At 71.3% G+C, this 16,321-nt stretch carries 18 protein-coding genes and 3 pseudogenes; 6 read left to right on the top strand and 15 right to left on the bottom strand.

The window, feature by feature from the left end:
• The 7 genes from fliP to ACZZ0J_RS02340 all read right to left on the bottom strand — a co-directional run bounded on the left by fliP (window position 1) and on the right by ACZZ0J_RS02340 (window position 5,045).
• Entirely contained in the window at window positions 1-819 is an 819-nt protein-coding gene (gene fliP / locus ACZZ0J_RS02370) for a flagellar type III secretion system pore protein FliP (protein WP_131846853.1), read from the bottom strand.
• Window positions 816-1,055, bottom strand: coding sequence for a hypothetical protein (locus tag ACZZ0J_RS02365; RefSeq protein WP_463434576.1), 240 nt, complete (start codon window positions 1,053-1,055; stop codon window positions 816-818). Before ACZZ0J_RS02365 ends, fliP begins: the two co-directional genes overlap by 4 nt.
• 34 nt (window positions 1,056-1,089) lie before the next feature.
• Entirely contained in the window at window positions 1,090-1,329 is a 240-nt protein-coding gene (locus ACZZ0J_RS02360) for a hypothetical protein (protein WP_463434574.1), read from the bottom strand.
• Window positions 1,330-1,336: 7 nt separating this feature from the next.
• A complete protein-coding gene (gene fliN / locus ACZZ0J_RS02355) occupies window positions 1,337-2,041 on the bottom strand; it encodes a flagellar motor switch protein FliN (RefSeq protein WP_123292757.1) in 705 nt (234 codons plus the stop codon).
• Window positions 2,041-2,919 carry a flagellar motor switch protein FliM gene (locus ACZZ0J_RS02350; protein WP_123292756.1) on the bottom strand — a complete coding sequence of 293 codons (879 nt, stop codon included), beginning with the start codon at window positions 2,917-2,919 and terminating at the stop codon, window positions 2,041-2,043. The genes fliN and ACZZ0J_RS02350 overlap by 1 nt, the downstream gene beginning before the upstream one ends.
• 88 nt (window positions 2,920-3,007) lie before the next feature.
• The gene (locus ACZZ0J_RS02345) at window positions 3,008-3,856 is read right to left on the bottom strand and encodes an OmpA family protein (protein ID WP_463434572.1); all 849 of its coding nucleotides are present in this window, start codon (window positions 3,854-3,856) and stop codon (window positions 3,008-3,010) included.
• A gap of 82 nt (window positions 3,857-3,938) precedes the next feature.
• Window positions 3,939-5,045 (bottom strand): flagellar FlbD family protein, encoded by a 1,107-nt coding sequence (locus ACZZ0J_RS02340; protein ID WP_463434570.1) that lies wholly within the window; start codon window positions 5,043-5,045, stop codon window positions 3,939-3,941.
• Between the two features lie 198 nt (window positions 5,046-5,243).
• Here ACZZ0J_RS02340 and ACZZ0J_RS02335 point away from each other — a divergent pair, with 198 nt between their 5' ends.
• From ACZZ0J_RS02335 to ACZZ0J_RS02325, 3 genes are all read left to right on the top strand, one after another.
• Window positions 5,244-6,812 (top strand): helix-turn-helix domain-containing protein, encoded by a 1,569-nt coding sequence (locus tag ACZZ0J_RS02335; RefSeq protein ID WP_185002989.1) that lies wholly within the window; start codon window positions 5,244-5,246, stop codon window positions 6,810-6,812.
• Window positions 6,813-6,907: 95 nt separating this feature from the next.
• The gene (locus tag ACZZ0J_RS02330; RefSeq protein WP_463434568.1) at window positions 6,908-8,080 is read left to right on the top strand and encodes a DUF475 domain-containing protein; all 1,173 of its coding nucleotides are present in this window, start codon (window positions 6,908-6,910) and stop codon (window positions 8,078-8,080) included.
• Between the two features lie 68 nt (window positions 8,081-8,148).
• Window positions 8,149-9,729, top strand: a complete 1,581-nt coding sequence (locus ACZZ0J_RS02325) for a Na+/H+ antiporter (protein ID WP_463434566.1) — start codon at window positions 8,149-8,151, stop codon at window positions 9,727-9,729.
• 58 nt (window positions 9,730-9,787) lie between these two features.
• On the opposite strand, the gene ACZZ0J_RS02320 is transcribed toward ACZZ0J_RS02325, so the two are convergent.
• The 7 genes and pseudogenes from ACZZ0J_RS02320 to ACZZ0J_RS02290 form a co-directional block, all read right to left on the bottom strand.
• Entirely contained in the window at window positions 9,788-10,198 is a 411-nt protein-coding gene (locus ACZZ0J_RS02320) for a formylglycine-generating enzyme family protein (RefSeq protein WP_463434564.1), read from the bottom strand.
• Window positions 10,180-10,404 (bottom strand): annotated as a pseudogene (locus tag ACZZ0J_RS02315) (SUMF1/EgtB/PvdO family nonheme iron enzyme); the annotation flags it as partial. The pseudogene ACZZ0J_RS02315 and the gene ACZZ0J_RS02320, both read right to left, overlap by 19 nt.
• A gap of 119 nt (window positions 10,405-10,523) precedes the next feature.
• A pseudogene (locus ACZZ0J_RS02310) lies at window positions 10,524-10,604 on the bottom strand (hypothetical protein); the annotation flags it as partial.
• Window positions 10,605-10,683: 79 nt separating this feature from the next.
• Window positions 10,684-12,225 (bottom strand): arylsulfatase, encoded by a 1,542-nt coding sequence (locus ACZZ0J_RS02305; protein ID WP_123339569.1) that lies wholly within the window; start codon window positions 12,223-12,225, stop codon window positions 10,684-10,686.
• A gap of 109 nt (window positions 12,226-12,334) precedes the next feature.
• Window positions 12,335-12,640, bottom strand: coding sequence for a hypothetical protein (locus ACZZ0J_RS02300; RefSeq protein ID WP_463434562.1), 306 nt, complete (start codon window positions 12,638-12,640; stop codon window positions 12,335-12,337).
• On the bottom strand, window positions 12,637-13,143 hold the full coding sequence (locus ACZZ0J_RS02295) for a DUF1269 domain-containing protein (RefSeq protein ID WP_463434560.1): 507 nt from the start codon (window positions 13,141-13,143) through the stop codon (window positions 12,637-12,639). Before ACZZ0J_RS02295 ends, ACZZ0J_RS02300 begins: the two co-directional genes overlap by 4 nt.
• The gene (locus ACZZ0J_RS02290; RefSeq protein WP_123339567.1) at window positions 13,140-13,559 is read right to left on the bottom strand and encodes an SHOCT domain-containing protein; all 420 of its coding nucleotides are present in this window, start codon (window positions 13,557-13,559) and stop codon (window positions 13,140-13,142) included. Before ACZZ0J_RS02290 ends, ACZZ0J_RS02295 begins: the two co-directional genes overlap by 4 nt.
• 154 nt (window positions 13,560-13,713) lie before the next feature.
• Here ACZZ0J_RS02290 and ACZZ0J_RS02285 point away from each other — a divergent pair, with 154 nt between their 5' ends.
• The 3 genes and pseudogenes from ACZZ0J_RS02285 (at window position 13,714) to ACZZ0J_RS02275 (ending at window position 15,687) form a co-directional block, all read left to right on the top strand.
• The gene (locus ACZZ0J_RS02285) at window positions 13,714-14,631 is read left to right on the top strand and encodes an HAD family hydrolase (protein ID WP_463434558.1); all 918 of its coding nucleotides are present in this window, start codon (window positions 13,714-13,716) and stop codon (window positions 14,629-14,631) included.
• 268 nt (window positions 14,632-14,899) lie between these two features.
• A pseudogene (locus ACZZ0J_RS02280) lies at window positions 14,900-15,208 on the top strand (alpha/beta hydrolase); the annotation flags it as partial.
• A gap of 92 nt (window positions 15,209-15,300) precedes the next feature.
• Window positions 15,301-15,687: a hypothetical protein gene (locus tag ACZZ0J_RS02275; RefSeq protein WP_463438238.1), complete on the top strand. Its 387-nt coding sequence runs from the start codon at window positions 15,301-15,303 to the stop codon at window positions 15,685-15,687.
• A 79-nt stretch (window positions 15,688-15,766) separates the two neighbouring features.
• Here ACZZ0J_RS02275 and ACZZ0J_RS02270 read toward each other — a convergent pair whose 3' ends face one another.
• On the bottom strand, window positions 15,767-16,309 hold the full coding sequence (locus tag ACZZ0J_RS02270) for a DoxX family protein (protein ID WP_463434556.1): 543 nt from the start codon (window positions 16,307-16,309) through the stop codon (window positions 15,767-15,769).
• Window positions 16,310-16,321: the final 12 nt, after the last annotated feature.

Genomic DNA, 16,321 nt, shown 5'->3' with positions numbered 1-16,321 from the left:
CTAGACAACGTGGTAGCTCTCGATGAGCGACGTGATGATGAGGCCCCAGCCGTCGACCAGGACGAAGAGCAGGATCTTGAAGGGCAGCGAGATCATGACCGGCGGGAGCATCATCATGCCCATCGACATGAGCGCCGCCGAGACGACGAGGTCGATCACCAGGAACGGGATGAAGATGACGAACCCGATGATGAACGCGCTGCGGAGCTCCGAGATGATGAACGCCGGGATGACGGTCGTCATCGGCACGTCGGCCATCGACTTCGGGTTGTCGAGCCCGGCGGCGCGGGTGATCAGGGCGACGTCCTCGTCACGGGTCTGGTGCAGCATGAAGGTCCGCAAGGGTTTCGTGCCGATCTCGACGGCCTGATTGAAGTCGAGGTGGCCGGCCAGGTAGGGCTGCAGGGCGTCGTCGTTGATGTGCCCGAGCACCGGCGCCATCACGAACAGCGACAGGAACAGCGCCAGGCCCGCGATCACCTGGTTCGGCGGGATCGACTGCAAGCCCAGGGCGTTCCGGGTCATCGCGAGGACGACGAAGATCTTCGTGAACGACGTCATCATGAGCATGAGCGCCGGGGCGACGCTGAGCAGCGTGATGCCGATGAGCGTCACGACGGCCGACGACGGGGTGCCGTCCGGGCCGTTCACGCTGACGCTGAAGTCGCCGTTCGCGGGAGCGGTCGGCGTGGCGGGGGCGGTCGGTTCGACGACGCCGGCGGCGTGGGCGCCGGTCGCGGTGAGCATGAGGAAGCCGGCGACGACCGCCAGCCCGAGCAGGACGAGGGCCAGGACACGTGCCGAGCGGACCGCGGTCACCCGGCCCGCCGGTTCCGCAGTGCGGCGGCTGCCTGCCGCCAGGTGTCGACGGACAGGATCGAGCCCTGCAGCTGCTGCGCGGTCGGCACCGTGGTGCGCTGCGGACGACGGTTGCGCGGGCGCATCGGCAGGGCCTCCTGGAGGGACGTGGGGGCGTCCGCCTGCAGCGCCAGTTCCTGACCGAACGCGTCGGCCGACGGGGCGGGACGCACCGGCAGCTGCACGGGTCCGGTCACGATGGCGAGCCCGGAGCGGGCGCCTGCGCGCTCGTCAACAGGCTGACGCCCTGCTCGGAGACCCCGAGCACCAGGCGCTCCCCTCGACGTCGACCACCACGACGCTCGCCTTGCCGCCGAGGCCCTGCCGGCCGACGACCTCGACGGTCGCTGCACGGCGCCCGGAGGTCTTGCCCGCGAAGCGCTTCTTGCTGGCACGGTGCAGCACCCACATGAGGGCGAGCACGACGCCGAGCGACAGCGCGACGCGGAGCGTGATGAGGAGGGTGTCCACGCGGGGCTCAGAGGGATTCGGCGACGTCGAGGATGCGGGTGATCCGGACGGCGTAGTCCTGGTCGACGACGACGACCTCGCCGTGCGCGATGAGGCGACCGTTCAGCAGGACGTCGGCGGGCGCACCGGCGCTGCGGTCGAGTTCGACGACCGCGCCGGGCTCCATGCCGAGCACGTCGCGGACCGACATGCGGGTGCGGCCGATCTCGACGGTCAGGGTCATCTCGACGTTGTTGATGCGGCCGAGGTTGCCGGCGGGCACCCCGACGGGCGCCGCGGCCGAGACGGTGCCGTGCTCGCGCACCCGGATGCCGAACCAGCCGCTCGGGACACCACCGGCGGTCAGCTCGAACACCACCGTGTCGGGGTCGGCCAACAGCGCCGCCGCCGACTCGCGGCTCGCCTCGCCGAGGACCCCGACGCCGAGCACCGACGCGGCGGCCTCGAGCGACGGACGCAGCACGTCGGTGACGGCCACGATCCCGTGGTCGGTGCCGCCGGCCGCGATCACGGCCTCCAGGTCGGTGAGCACGAGGGCCAGATCGGCCGACAGGCCGCCGACGAACGACGCGACCACGGCGTCGGTCGCCGCTTCGAGCACGACCGGGGTCGCGCCTCCCGGCAGCAGCAGCGCACCCAGCGGGACGGCCGTCGGCAGCTGCGCCGCGAGCGACTCGGCCGCGGTGGTCTGGAGGGTGGTCGTTTCGGTCATCAGTGCTGCTCCGTGCTCGTGGTGGTGACGACGATGCCGGCGAGGCGCGAGCCGTTCGCGCCGACCGCGGCGGTGCCGACGGGTTCACCGTCGACCGCGATGGTGAGGGGGCGGTGCTGCGGGTGCGGCAGCGGCAGGACGTCGCCGACCGCGAGCCGGAGGACCTGCGTCGGCAGGACCGTCGCCGGCGCGAAGCGCAGGCTGACCCCGACGGGGACGCCCGCGAGCTGCGCGTCGAGCAGGGCCTGGGCGTCGGCGGGCGACACGTGCGCGGCGGCCTCGCCGAGCTGCGGCAGCACGGCCTCGGCCGGCAGGGCGAGCGTGCCGGGGGCGACGCGGTCGCCGACGCGGATCGAGAACGCCGCGACGATCATCAGGTCGCCCTTCTGGGCGGCCTGGGCGAACTGCGAGTTGAACTGGAAGCCACCGGCCGTGACGTCGTGCGCGAGCAACCCGCCGAACGAGTAGCGGAGGTCGTCGAGGGCGTCCTCGACGATCTTGCGCACGAGGGCCTGCTCGATGGGCGTGAACGTGCGCTCCGGGGTCGGCAGCGGCTTCGAGGCACCGAGCGCGTGCGAGACCCAGGTCAGCGCGGCGTCGAGCGGGACCTGCAGGACGCCCTTCGGGACGACGTCCGCGATCGGCAGCAGCACCATGCCGGTGAGCGCGGGCAGCGAGGCGGCGTACTCGTCGTACGTCACCATCTGCACCTGCTCGCAGGTGACCTGGCTGACGGCACGCACCTTCGCGGTGAGCTGCGTGCCCCACTGCCGCGCGAACGTCTCGAACGCGAGCTCGAGGACCCGGGCGTGCTCGCGGGCGAGCGTCGACGGACGCGCGAAGTCGTACACCTCGGGCGCTGGCAGGGTCTCGGTCACGGGTGCGTCTATCGGTCGCCTGTGCGGCACCCGTCAGTGCTGTACCCCGTACTGGGGATGCGGGGTCTCCAGCCCCGTCGGTCGTGCGTCAGCCCTGGCGTGCCCCGTCCTGCGCCTTCGCCAGTGCCGGCATCAGCGCGCTGACGTCCTGGTCGGCGTTCGACAGCACCACGATGTCGACCCGTCGGTTCAGGGCGAGGTCCTGGTCGGTCCCGCCCTTCGCGAGCGGCCGGCTCGACCCGAAGCCGACGCTCTGCACGTGGTCGCCCGGCATCCCGCCGCGCTCGACCAGGTCGCGCAGCACCCCGGTCGCCCGGGCCGCGCTGAGCTCCCAGTTGGTGGCGTACGGCGCCGTCGAGTTCCGCTGGTCGGCGTGCCCCTCGACGCTGACGTCGTGGTGGCTCGTCTTCAGGACCGGTGCGATCGCGTCCATGATCGACTTCGCCTGGTCGGACAGGTCCGCGCTGTTCGTGCCGAAGTAGGTCTCACTGCCGACGAGGCGGACGATCAGGCCGCGGGCGTCGACGGTGAACTGCACGTTCGCGGTCTGGCCGGCCTTCGCGAGGTTCTGCTTGATCGCCTGCTCGATCGCGGTGAGGTCGTCGAGCTCCTTCTGGGCGTCGGCGAGGTCCTGCTTCGTCGCGGTCACCGGCACGACGGTCGACGCGGGGTCGACGTTGGTGTCCTTCGTGCCGGACGACGCCGTCGAGTGGTCGGCCTGCGACTTGTCGGTCGAGTACCCGGATCCGTCCTCCACCTGGTCCTTCGTCACCACCGTGCCGCTGGCGGTGTCGACCTTCTGCGACTTCACCTCGCCGAAGCCCGTCGCCAGGGAGTTCTTCAGGGCGATGTACTTCTCCTGGTCGACCGTCGACATGGCGAACAGCACCAGGAACATGCACATCAGCACCGTGATCATGTCCATGTACGACGCCATCCAGCGCTCGTCGGGGTGCTCGGCGTCGTCGTGGCCCTTCTTCGCACGACCGCGGCCACGGCCGCGGGGTTCGCGCTCATCGTCAGGCCGCCAGCTGCTGGTCGTCGGCGTCGGCGTCCTGCTTGTTCTTGCCGGCCTTGCTCTTCGAGGTGTCGGTGCGCGCTGCCGGCGGCACCATCGCCTTGAGGCGTTCACCGAGCAGGCGCGGCTGGCTGCCTGCCTGGACCGCGAGCAGCCCTTCCATCAGGAGCGTCTGGCGGTCCGACTCGAGCTGTGCGAGCTTCCGGAGCTTGCCGCCGATCGGCAGCCACATGAAGTTCGCGGTGAGCAGGCCCCACAGGGTCGCGACGAACGCGCTCGCGATGAGGGGACCGAGCTCGTCGGGCTTGCCGAGGTTCGCGAGCACGTGGGTCAGGGACACGACGGTGCCGATGATGCCCACCGTCGGAGCGAAGCCGCCGAGCCCCATGAAGAACGCACTCGCACTGCGCGTGGGGGCCGCGTTCGACTCGATCTCGTCCTCGAGCAGGATCCGCAGCTCGTCGCCGTCGGTGCCGTCCGCGATGTTCTGCAGCGCCTTCTTCATGAACGGGTCGTCGTGCTTGTCGGCCTCCTGCTCGAGGGCGAGCAGACCGTTCGACCGAGCCGTCTCCGCCAGGCCCACGACGTCGTCGATGACCGACTGCGGCGGGGTGACCTTGCCGGTGAACGCCTTCGGCACGGCCTTGAAGCTCGCGATGGCGTCCTTCAGCGTGGTGCTCGCGATGCCGCAGCCGATGGTGGCTCCGAACACGAGCAGCATCGGCGCGGGCAGGAACAGCCCGGCGAGCTCGACGTGCTCCATCTCGACCATGCCGAACAGGGCGCCGAAGGCGAGCAGGATCCCGATGATCGTCGCGATGTCCACGTCAGCGACCCCGTCCTGCGTGCGGAGCGGAGCGACCGCGGCGAGCGTCGGCTGGGGGCCGGTGGCGTTCCGCGTGTTCGGCAGGTCGGTGCCGTAGGCCATGCCGACGATGCGGGCGCGGTACGCGGCGATCAGGTCGATGACGTCGGCCATGGACTCGCGGACGATGTACTTCGCCCCGTCGACCATGATGAGCGTCGTGTCCGGCGTCTCGTGGATGCGCTCCACGAGGTCGGGGTTGACAGCGAATGCGCTGCCGTTGAGTCGTGTGACGACGATCATGGCCCGTCCTGGTTCTCGATCGTCCCGCCGCCGTCCGTGGGGCGGGATGCTGCCCGTCCGTGGGCCTGCACGGAGGTCTATCGGCGGACCACACCTGTCCGTTAGTTCATCTCAGATACGAGTTGTTGTGCCCCGATCGCTGGGAATCCAGTGCACCGTCACCCCGGTTTTATCTCATGAGCGTGTTACGTTGGCGCCATGTCCGACACCACCACCGTCGTCTCGCCGGCCACCCCGGCATCCGCCGCCCCGCTCCGCGAGGTCGGTGCCCTCATCCGGGGCGCCCGCAAGGGCCGCAGCATGACCCAGGCGCAGCTCGCCGAACGCGTCGGCACCAGCCAGAGCGCGATCAACCGCATCGAACAGGGCGGGCAGAACCTGTCCCTCGAGATGCTCACCCGCATCAGCGACGCCCTCGACCAGCAGATCGTCTCGATCGGCGGCGCCCCGCAGCGTGCCCACCTGCGCGTGCAGGGCGGCCGGAAGCTCAGCGGGTCCATCGCCGTCAACTCGAGCAAGAACGCCGCCGTCGCGCTGCTCTGCGCCTCGCTGCTCAACCGCGGCGTCACCCGCCTGCACAAGGTCGCCAGGATCGTCGAGGTCGACCGGATCATCGACGTGCTCCGCAGCCTCGGCGCGAGCGTCACGTGGTCCGAGGACGGCGAGACCCTCGAGATCGTCGCCCCGTCAGACCTGCACCTCGACGCGATCGACGCCGACGCCGCCCGCCGTACGCGCAGCGTCCTGATGTTCCTCGGCCCGCTCAGCGGCCGGTACGAGTCCTTCCGGCTGCCGTACGCCGGAGGCTGCGACCTCGGCACCCGCACGGTCGAACCGCACCTCATCGCGCTGCGCCCCTTCGGCGTCGACGTCGAGGCGACCTCCGGCTGGTACGAGGTCGGCGTCGCGAACCAGGACGTGCCCACGAAGTCCGTCGTCCTCACCGAGCGCGGCGACACCGTCACCGAGAACGCGATCCTCGCCGCGGCCGCCCGCGACGGCGAGACCGTCATCCGCAACGCCAGCCCCAACTACATGGTGCAGGACCTCTGCTTCTTCCTCGAGCTGCTCGGGGTGCAGGTCGAGGGCATCGGCACCACGACGCTCCGCATCACCGGCAAGAGCCGCATCGACGAGGTCGTGGACTACTGGCCAAGCGAGGACCCGGTCGAGGCGATGAGCCTGCTGACCGCCGGCATCGTCACCGACTCCACGCTCACCGTCACCCGGGCGCCGATCGAGTTCCTCGAGATCGAGCTCGCGACCCTGGCCGAGATGGGCCTGCGGTTCGACGTCACCGACGAGTACCCGGCAGCGAACGGCCGCACCCGCCTGGTCGACATCACCGTGCACCCGTCCGAGCTGCACGCCCCGATCGACAAGATCCACGCGATGCCGTTTCCCGGGCTGAACATCGACAACCTGCCGTTCTTCGTGGTCATCGCCGCGATGGCCGAGGGCACCACGCTCGTGCACGACTGGGTCTACGAGGGCCGGGCGATCCACCTGCTCGACCTGACCCGCCTCGGCGCGAGCGTCACCCTGCGCGACCCGCACCGCCTCGACGTCACCGGTCCGACGCACTTCTCCGGTGCCGAGATCAGCTGCCCGCCGGCCCTCCGGCCCGCGGTGGTCATCCTGCTGGCGATGCTCGCGGCGAAGGGCGAGAGCGTCCTGCGGAACGTGGGCATCATCGCCCGCGGCTACGAGCAGCTGCAGGAACGGCTGAACTCCCTCGGCGCGTCCATCGAGACGTTCCACGACTGAGGCGACCGCCTGCCCGCGTGACCCGACGGCCCGTCCCCGCAAGTGGGGACGGGCCGTCACCCGTTCTGCGCGGATCGACCCGTGCCTCCAGGCTGATGCGCAGGAGCGCTCCACCGCCCACCCAGGCGACCGGTGCTGGATGGGGTGATGGCCACGAGATCGCTCTTGACCGTCCCCCTGTTCATCACGGTCGCGGCCGCCGCGGCGGCCTGGTTCGTCCTCGGCCCCGCGGCCGCCCTGGCGTTCGTCGCGCTCGCGCTCCTCGAGATCGCGATGGCCGCCGACTCGTCGGTGCCGATGGCCGGCATCGCCGGACGACTGCACTCCCCGCCCGACGGCTGTTCCTGTCGCTCGGGATCGTCGCGGGCGTCCTCGCGATGCGGCTGCTCCTGCCGCCGGCTGCGGTCGCGGTCGGCGACGCGACCGACCCCGCGAGCTCCGTGCAGGAAGCCGTCTTCGCCCCCGGCTCGTTCTCGGCGCACCTCGCCGAGGTGCGGCCCGCCCTCGCCGCCTTCGGCGCCGCCTTCATCTGGCTCGTGTTCGCCGAGTACCTGTTCAACACGGACCGTGCGTCGCGCAGGTCCTGGCTGGGCCGTCTGGAGGCCCGGCTCGCCGCCGTCGCGCGTCCTCGCGTCTGGTCGCTGGTCACGGCTGCGACGGGGGTCGCCGTCACGGCCGTCCTCGTCGGCGTCGACCGCGCGTGGTCGCCGGGAGCCCTGCTGCCGGTCGTGCTCGGCGGTGCGGCGGGCATCGCCGCGTACCTCGGGTCGAAGCGCGTCGCCGCCTGGGCGCTCGACGGGGTCGGCTCGGACACCGCGTCGATCGGGGTCGGGCGGGGTGCCTGGCGGATCCACGCGTACGCGTCGACCGTCGTGTTCGAGCGGGGGCTCGTCGTGTTCATGCTGTTCGAGATCCTGGACGGCGTGTACAGCCTGTCCGGGTCCGGAACCCTCGGCGCCGACGGACTCGGCGCGCTCGAACAGGCGGCGGTCGCGGTGGCGGCGATCGGCGTCGGTGCCGTGTTCCTGGCGCGGTTGACCTCGCGGTTGGACGAGGCCGCGGGACTGAAGCGGCTGCGGTACCTGAAGGCCGGGGCGGCGTACGTGCTCGGGGTGGTCGCGGTGCTGCTGTGGGCGAGCCTGCTCGTACCGATCCCCGGGGTCGTCGTCGCCTGGTTCGGCAGCGTGGTGATCGGTTCGGCGCTCGCGAGCTCATTGCCGTGGCGAGCGTGGTGGCGGCGGGTGTCGCGGCGCCCGCACCCCGTCTGATCGCGCGTCTGGAAGGATCCACCGGTGATCGGCGTTGACTTGCGGGTCGGACGACGATCGGAGTGCACGTGCTGGGTCCTGAACTGGTGGTCGTCCTCGGCCTCGCCATCGCGCTGACGGCGGGGATCGCGGACCGGATCCGGGTGGCCCCTCCGGTCCTGCTGCTCGTCTTCGGCGCTGCGCTGGCCTTCGTGCCCGAGTTCGCGGACGTCGAGCTGCCGGCCGACGCCGTCCTGCTGTTGTTCCTGCCGGCGCTCCTGTACTGGGAGAGCCTGACGACGTCGCTCCGCGAGATCCGGAAGAACCTGCGCGGTATCGTCCTGATGGGCACGCTGCTCGTCGTCGCCACGGCGGGCGCCGTCGCCGTCCTGCTCCACCTGCTCGGGATGCCGTGGGGTCCGGCCTGGGTGCTCGGCGCCGCTGTGGCCCCGACCGACGCGACCGCGGTCGGGGTGCTCACGAAGATGCTGCCGCGCCGCAACGTCACCGTGCTGCGCGCCGAGAGCCTGGTCAACGACGGCACGACCCTCGTCGTGTACGGCATCGCGGTCGCCGTCACGGTGGGCACGCAGGAGCTCACGTTCTGGGGCGTGTCGGGCATGCTCGTCCTGTCGTACCTCGGTGGGGTCGCCGCGGGGCTCGCCGCGGCGTGGGTCGGCACGCTCGTGCTGCGCCGGGTCGACACCGTGGTGCTCGAGAACCTCGTCACGCTCCTCGTGCCGTTCGGTGCGTTCCTGGCGGCCGAGGCGATCGGCGCGTCCGGTGTGCTCGCCGTGGTGGCCGCCGGCATCGTCGTCAGCCAGGTCGGCCCGAAGCTCGACCGGGCCGAGACCCGGCAGCAGGTCCGCGCCTTCTGGTCGTTCCTGACCTTCCTGCTCAACGGTGCACTGTTCGTCCTGGTCGGCATCGAGGCGATGGTCGCGGCCCGGGCGCTGACGCCGTCCGAGCTGCTCCGCGCCGTCGGCGTCGTCCTGGCCGTCGCGGTCGTGCTCGTCGTGGTCCGGTTCGCGTTCCTCAACGCCGCGGGCGGCACCGTCTGGCTCGTCACCCGTCGGACGGGAGGCGCGCCCCGCGAGGGCCACCGCGACCGGCTCGTGAGCGGCTTCGCCGGGTTCCGCGGCGCGGTCTCGCTGGCGATGGCCGTCGCCGTGCCCCGCGTGCTCGAGTCCGGAGCGGACTTCCCGGACCGCGACCTCATCGTCTTCGTGACGGCCGGCGTGGTCGTCGTCACCATCGTCGGTCAGGCACTCGTGCTGCCGGCGGTCCTGCGGCGGGCCGCGCTGCCCGAGGACGAGTCGGTCGGTGAGGAACGTCGCTACGCCGAACGGACCGCGATCGAGGAGGCCCTCGACGCCCTGCCGCGGTTGGCACGGTCGACCGGAGCCGACCGGGCCACCGTGGACCGGGTGCGCAAGGACTACGAGGCGCACCTGGACGTCATCCAGGCACGCGAGGAGGACGACGACGACCACCCGGCGGTGCAACGGCACGACACCGCCGTCGCGCTCGAGCTCGCCCTCGTCCAACACAAGGCCGCGACCCTGCTGCGGCTCCGTGACTCGGACGAGATCGACGACCTGGTGCTCCGCCAGGTCCGCGCCGGGTACGACGCGGAAGAGGCGCGACTCGACGGCATCACCCCCGCGTAGCGGAACACCGGACGGGGCGGTCAGACCGGTCGGGAGGGGTCAGGCCGGTCGGGAGGGGTCAGACCGCGATGCGGAAGCCGATGTGGCTCATCCCGGTGTCGGTCTCCTGGCCGCGCCGTGCCGCCGGGCGGTACCGGCGGCAGTAGCTGTCGGCGCACAGGAACGATCCGCCCTTCACGACCCGGCGCTCGACGGCCGCGGCCTCGGACGCCGGCGCACAGCAGTCGTGCTCGGCGGCGGGGTCCACGTACCGGTCGCTGGTCCACTCCCAGACGTTGCCCGCCGTGTCGTGCAGACCGTAGCCGTTCGGTGGGAACGACCCGACCGGCGACGTCCGTCCGTACCCGCGTTCCGCACGCCAGGGGAAGTCGCCGTGCCAGTAGTTCGCGCGGCGCTCCCGGGGCGCTCCGGCTCGTCTCCCCAGGTGAACTCCGCGCCCTCGAGGCCGCCGCGCGCCGCGAACTCCCACTCGGCTTCGGTGGGCAGTCGTCCGCCCGCCCACACGGCGTAGGCAGCCGCGTCCTCGTGGGCCACGTGCACGACCGGGTGGTCGGCGCGGTCGGCGATGGTCGAGCCAGGGCCGGAGGGACGACGCCAGTTCGCCCCGGGGGTCCACGCCCACCACTGGCTGAGGTGTCGGAGGTCCACCGGCCCGCTCGTCCCGGTGAACACCATCGAGCCGGCGTGCAGGTTCTCGGCCGGGGCACCGGGGAACTGCGCCGGGTCGAGGGCCGATCCGCCACCGTGCGGTACCCGGTGGCACGGACGAACGCCGCGAACTCCCGGTTCGTCACGGCCTGCGGGGCGATCTCGAACGCGGCGACGGTGACGCTGCGCGCCGGGGACTCCTCCGGGTAGTGCTGGTCGGAGCCCATCGTGAACGCGCCCCGGCGATCCGCACCATCGAGGAGCGGATCGCCGTGGCGGTTGCCGGGCCGGTGGTGGTCGGCACCGTCAGTCGCCGCCGGCCAGGAACGACTGCAGCTTGTCGACCGCCTGGTCGATGCTGAACGTCGCCGCGCGCTGTCGTGGCGGGAACTCCTCGAAGGTGTCGAGGAACTGGGTGACCAGCGTCGTGGCGGCGAGCAGCAGGTAGTCGTTCTCGAACAACCAGTCGAAGTACGTGTTCGACGTCTGGTCCGCTCGTTCGAACGGATCGGTCCGGAGGTTGTAGAGCTTCGGGACCCGCAGCACGACGAACGGATCGAACCAGACCTGCAGGGTGCCGGTGACACGCTGCTCCATGAACACCGCCTTCCAGTTGTCGAACCGGAGCGCGAGGACGTCGCCGTCGTCCGAGAAGTACACCAGGCCCGGCCGCGGACCCTGATCGACCTCCCCGGTGAGGTACGGCAGGAAGTCGTACCCGTCGATGTGCACCTTGTAGGTCCGGTCGCCGATCGTCTTGCCGACCTTGAGCTCCTCGACCGTGGTCGTGTCCCCCACCGCCGCCAGGAACGTCGGGAGCCAGTCGTGGTGCTGGATGATCGCGTTCGAGATCGACCCCGCCTCGATGTGGCCGGGCCAGCGGATCATCTGCGGGACCCGGAACGCGCCCTCCCAGTTCGTGTTCTTCTCACTGCGGAACGGGGTCATCCCGCCGTCCGGCCACGTGTTCATGTGCGGGCCGTTGTCCGTGGAGTAGATCACGATCGTGTCGTCCGCGATCCCGAGCTCGTCGAGCTGGTCGAGGAGCGAGCCGACCACCAGGTCGTGGTCGATCATCGTGTCGTGGTACGGCGACTGCCACCGGCCGGCCTGCCCACGGCTCTCCGGCTTCGGGTGGGTCCGGAAGTGCATGTGGGTGGTGTTCATCCAGACGAAGAACGGGGTCTCGGACTCCGCCTGACGCCCGATGAAGTCCATCGCGGCGTCCGCGAACTCCTCGTCGATGGTCTCCATGCGCTTCTTGGTCAGCGGGCCGGTGTCCTCGACGCGCTGCTTGCCACGCCGTCCGTAGCGACCGTCCTCGGTGTCGTCGTCCTCGTCGGTCGACCACGAGTGGATCACGCCGCGCGGCCGGGCCCGCTCGTTGAAGGCCGGGAACTCCTCGATCGACGGCCAGTTCGCCGACTCGGGCTCCTCCTCCGCGTTCAGGTGGTACAGGTTGCCGTAGAACTCGTCGAACCCGTGCGCCGTCGGCAGGAACTCGTTCTTGTCGCCGAGGTGGTTCTTGCCGAACTGCCCGGTGGCGTACCCGTGCGGCTTCAGCACCTCGGCGATCGTGGGGTCCTCGGCTCGGAGCCCCAGGTCAGCGCCGGGCATGCCCACCTTGCTGAGCCCGGTGCGGAACACGCTCTGCCCCGTGATGAAGGACGACCGGCCGGCGGTGCAGCTCTGCTCGCCGTACGAGTCGGTGAAGCGCATGCCCTCGTCCGCGATCCGGTCGATGTTCGGTGTGCGGTAGCCCATCAGGCCGTCGCTGTAGGCGCTCAGGTTCGTGATCCCGATGTCGTCGCCCCAGATGACCAGGATGTTCGGCTTGTCCTTCGGCATCGCTGTCCTCCTCGTTCGCATGGTCGTGCTCGTGCTCGTGCTTGGATCGTGCTCGGGTGCGCTCCGGCGCGGGCCACCCCGACCGGGTGAGATCGTGGACGTCGTCGGCTCAGCCCGTCAGCAGCGCGACGGCCACCGCGACGGCGGTCGCCAGCGCGCACGCGATCGGCAGGAGTCCGAGTCCCTGGGCCGCCGTGGCGGTCGACCGGACCGCCAGGTGCCGACCGTCGAGCCGGCGGAGCAGGAACCCCAGGACCACGACGACCACGAGGCCGACCCCCGCGATCGGGATCGTCCACCACCAGTCGAGCGGCGCCACGAGACCGAAGGCGACGAAGAAGGCCACGGTGGACACGAGTGACGCGGCCGTCACGAGGACGAGTGGCCGAGCCGACGGACCGACCGCGGTCGTCACGGGCGCCCGCCAAGGTCGTGCGCGATCGCCCGGAGGTCCTCGTCGGAGAGCGTCGTCCGGAGCACCGTGCCGCCCAGGTCCGTCATCGGGCCGACGAGCCGGTCCCCGTCGCCCGACGCCACGGAGACGACGACGGCCGCCCCGCCCCGCGCCAGCTCGACGGCGAGACGCTCCCGGAAGTCCGCGTCCACGCCGGCACGGTCCAGGCTCGCGAAGAGCGCCCCCACCGCACCGCCGACGACGAGCCCCGCGAACGGCATGAGGAACAGGAACCCGAGCACGGTGCCGAACACCGCGCTCGAGGCCGCTCGCGCACCACGCTGCGAATCACGTCCGGTGGAGCCGACGTGGGTGCGACCGTGCTCGTCGACGCGCACGACGGCGATGCCGTCGAGGGCGATCTCGGCGCTCCGGTCGAGGCGCAGTGCGGCGTCGTGCGCTGCCAGTGCCCCGTCGTCGTCGTCGAACGCGATGACGACGAGCTCGGTCGCCGGGTCGCTCACGCCGCAGCCGGTGCCGGCGCCGCGCGGGTGCTGCCGACCGCGTTCGCCTTGATCGCGTCGAACTCCGCCGCCGTGATCGTGCCGGCGTCGAGGAGTGCGCGCGCCTTGGCGATCTCGTCGGACGGGGACGTGCCCGCCACGGTGCGGATGTAGCCGTCGGCGGCGTCCTTCTGCCGCTGGGCGGACTCCGCGCTGCGGTCCGCCATCCCACGACCGCGTGCGATCAGGTAGACGAACGTCGTCAGGAACGGAACGAAGACCAGGAAGAAGACCCAGATCGCCTTGTACCACCCGCTGAGCGACCGATCCCGCACGAGGTCCGCGAGCACCGAGAAGAGCGCCATGAGCGAGGCGATGAGCGCCGAGATGAGCAGCCCGTACCAGATCACTGCCCAGAACGTGTACCAGAAGTCCATGATCGTGTTCCCTTCAGGAGTGCGTGGGCCTGCTGTCTAGCGCCGACAGCGCGCGGCCGGCACCACCCGCTTCGGGCGATCCGGCGCGACGGGCGTTCCGGTTCACCCGATCAGGATGGTGCGCACCTGCCTGCGCGGCCGGACGATCCCGGGCATGGACACACTCCCCTCCTGGCGCCCGGGGCACGCCCGCGACGTCATCGAACGGTTCCTGACCCGCACGACCGGCGGGGACACCCCGCTGCCGGTCGACGACCGCGTCGCCGTCTTCGACAACGACGGCACGCTCTGGAACGAGAAGCCGATGCCGACCCAGCTGCACTGGCTCGTCCAGCAGTGGGCCGCTGCAGCGTCCGCCGATCCGGAGCTCGCGCGCACGCAGCCCTACGCGGCCGCGCAGTCCGGTGACCTGTCGTGGATCGGGGGCGCCGTCGACCGGCACGCGAGCGGGGACGACTCCGATCTCCGGCTGCTGCTGGCCGCGGTGGGGCGTGTGACCGCCGGCATGAGCGTCGACGACTACGGACGGCTCGTGTCGGACTTCTACGCGAACGCCGAACACCCCGTGCTCGGCGTTCCCTACGCGGCGACGGTCTACCAGCCGATGGTCGAGCTGGTGCGGCTCCTGCACGAGCACGGGTTCACCTGCTACGTGGTGTCCGCGGGGGAACGCGACTTCATGCGTCCCATGACGGAGCAGAACTACGGCATCGCCCCGGAACACGTCATCGGCTCGGCCATGGGGTTGGAGTACGTCGACGGCGAGGTCCGCTACGTCGACGCACTCGCCTTCTTCGACGACGGCCCGGAGAAGCCCGTCCGGGTCTGGAGCCGGATCGGGCGGCGGCCGGCCGTCGCGGTCGGGAACTCCGACGGCGACCGGGAGCTGCTCGAGTACACGGTGCCGGGCGACCGGGGACTCCGTCTGCTCGTCCACCACGACGACGACACCGGCCGCGGCGACCAGCCGTACGACAAGGGCGCCGAGGTCGTGCTCCGCGAGGCCGACGAGCGCGACATCACCGTGGTCAGCGTCCGCGACGACTGGGCCACGGTGTTCCCCACACCGTGAGCGGATCGACTGCGCACCCGGAGGATCACGGCGCCCACACGTACCGGTGGGTCCCGGACGTGCTCGGTCCCGACTTCGAGGCCCGCTCGTTGCCACTCGAGGACGACGACGAAGGACCGGTGACGGCGACCCTCGTGCGGCGGACCCGGACCCACCGGCTCCCGCAACGGTGGCGGACCGCGATCCCGTGGCGGTCGGGCCACCTCCCCTGGGCGGCGCCGACGTGCTCTACGTCCACGGATGGTCCGACTACTTCTTCCAACGCGAGATGGCCGAGCACCTCGAGGCGTTCGGCGCGCGTTTCTTCGCCCTGGACCTCCGGAAGTACGGCCGGAGTCTGCTGCCGCACCAGACCCCCGGGTACGTCGACGACCTCGCCGTCTACGACGAGGACATCGCTGCGGCACTCGACACCATCGGGCACGGCGACTCCGAGCACGGACGCCGACGGCTCATCCTGTTCGGCCACTCGACCGGCGGGCTGACGCTGGCGCTCTGGAACAGTCGCCACCGGGGTGTGGCCGCCGGGCTGGTCCTCAACAGTCCGTGGCTGGAGTTCCAGGCGACCGGCTTCGCCCGCGAACTGATCGCACCGCTCATGAAGCTCGGCGCGCGGCGCAACCCCTCGCTCCGCTCCCGACCGTCGACCCCGGCTTCTCCACCCGCACCGTGTCGAGCGGGTCCGACGGCAGCTGGACCTACAACCAGGCCTGGCGTCCGGAGCGCGGCTTCCCGCTCCACCCGGGGTGGCTCGCGGCCGTGTTCGCCGGCCAGGACCAGGTCGCCCACGGGCTCGGTGCCGAGACCCCGACGCTCGTGCTCCTCAGCACGCACAGCCTGCTGTCCCCGAAGTGGTCGGAGGAGATGACCCACGCCGACGTCGCGCTGAACGTCGACGTCGTCGCGCACCGGGCACTCTCGCTGGGCGACGACGTCAGCATCGCCCGGATCCACGGTGCCCTGCACGACGTGATGCTCTCGGAACCCCGGGTCCGCGAGACCGCCTACACCGCCATCCGACGGTGGGCACGCACGCTCCCGCTACCGGGTGCCTGACCGGCCGCGGCAGGAGCGCCGACCACGGACAGGACGGGAGGCCCGGTGCCAGCTGGCACCGCGCCTCCCGTCCGGTGGTCTACGCGTCGTCGGACGCCGCAGCGTCGGACGCGAGCGCCTTCCGACGCTGCGCGACCTGGACCGCGACCGCGACCGGGATCGCGGCGAGGGCGACCGCCCGCAGCCACGGGCGGTCGAACACGTGCCGGGTGGCGTGGTCGAGCGACACCGGACCGGGGCCGCCGAGCGCGAACATCGCCGCCGAGAAGCCGAGGAACGCCGGGAACTCGAAGCCGCCGTCCGCGTTGAAGAAGCCGCTCGGGGTGTGCACGCTCGACGCGACACCCATCGTCGTCGCGGCGCCCGCACCCGCGATCGGGGTGGCGAGCCCGAGTGCCAGGGCGGCACCGGAGCCGGCCTCGCCGATGCCGGCCAGCACGGCGTTCCGCTTGGCGGGGCGGAACCCCATCGCGTGCATGCCCTGCGCGGTGCCCTCGATGCCCCCGCCGCCGAACGCGCCGAAGAGCTTCTGGGAGCCGTGCGAGACGAGCACGACTCCGAGGGCGATGCGGAGCAGGGTCTTGGCGGTGACCGAAGCGGTGCCGGTGGTGTGCGAGCTCATGCGCGCGACGGT

This window comes from Curtobacterium sp. AC272, from assembly GCF_979258155.1.
This window is presented reverse-complemented; position numbering and strand designations above follow the sequence as displayed.